This is a genomic window from Roseibium sp. SCP14 (assembly GCF_040329475.1).
Lineage (GTDB): Bacteria > Pseudomonadota > Alphaproteobacteria > Rhizobiales > Stappiaceae > Roseibium.
The window spans coordinates 1-223 of the sequence record NZ_JBDZYH010000057.1; the positions used below are offsets into that span (position 1 = coordinate 1).

General features: G+C 53.8%; 1 protein-coding gene. It reads right to left on the bottom strand.

Annotation, left to right across the window (positions count from 1 at the left end; all coding sequences use genetic code 11):
* The coding region (locus ABLQ08_RS32600) for a helix-turn-helix domain-containing protein (RefSeq protein WP_352950936.1) at positions 1-201 on the bottom strand (201 nt) is incomplete at its 3' end.
* Positions 202-223: the final 22 nt, after the last annotated feature.

Consider the following 223-nt stretch of genomic DNA (forward strand, 5'->3'; position numbering starts at 1 on the left):
GATCAACCCTTCCTGCTCGAGCTTCTTCAGCGCTTTGCCCACTGACACCCGGGACGCCCCAACGGCGACCGCCAACTCGGACTGGTTCCAATGCAGAACGCCGGAAACTTCAGATTCCTCAGGCAAATTCTTCAACAACAGCGATGCTGTAAAGGCGGTTAGATTCAACAAGCGGATATCGTCCACGATGCTAAACGCCATATTCAGACGGTCCAATGCCATC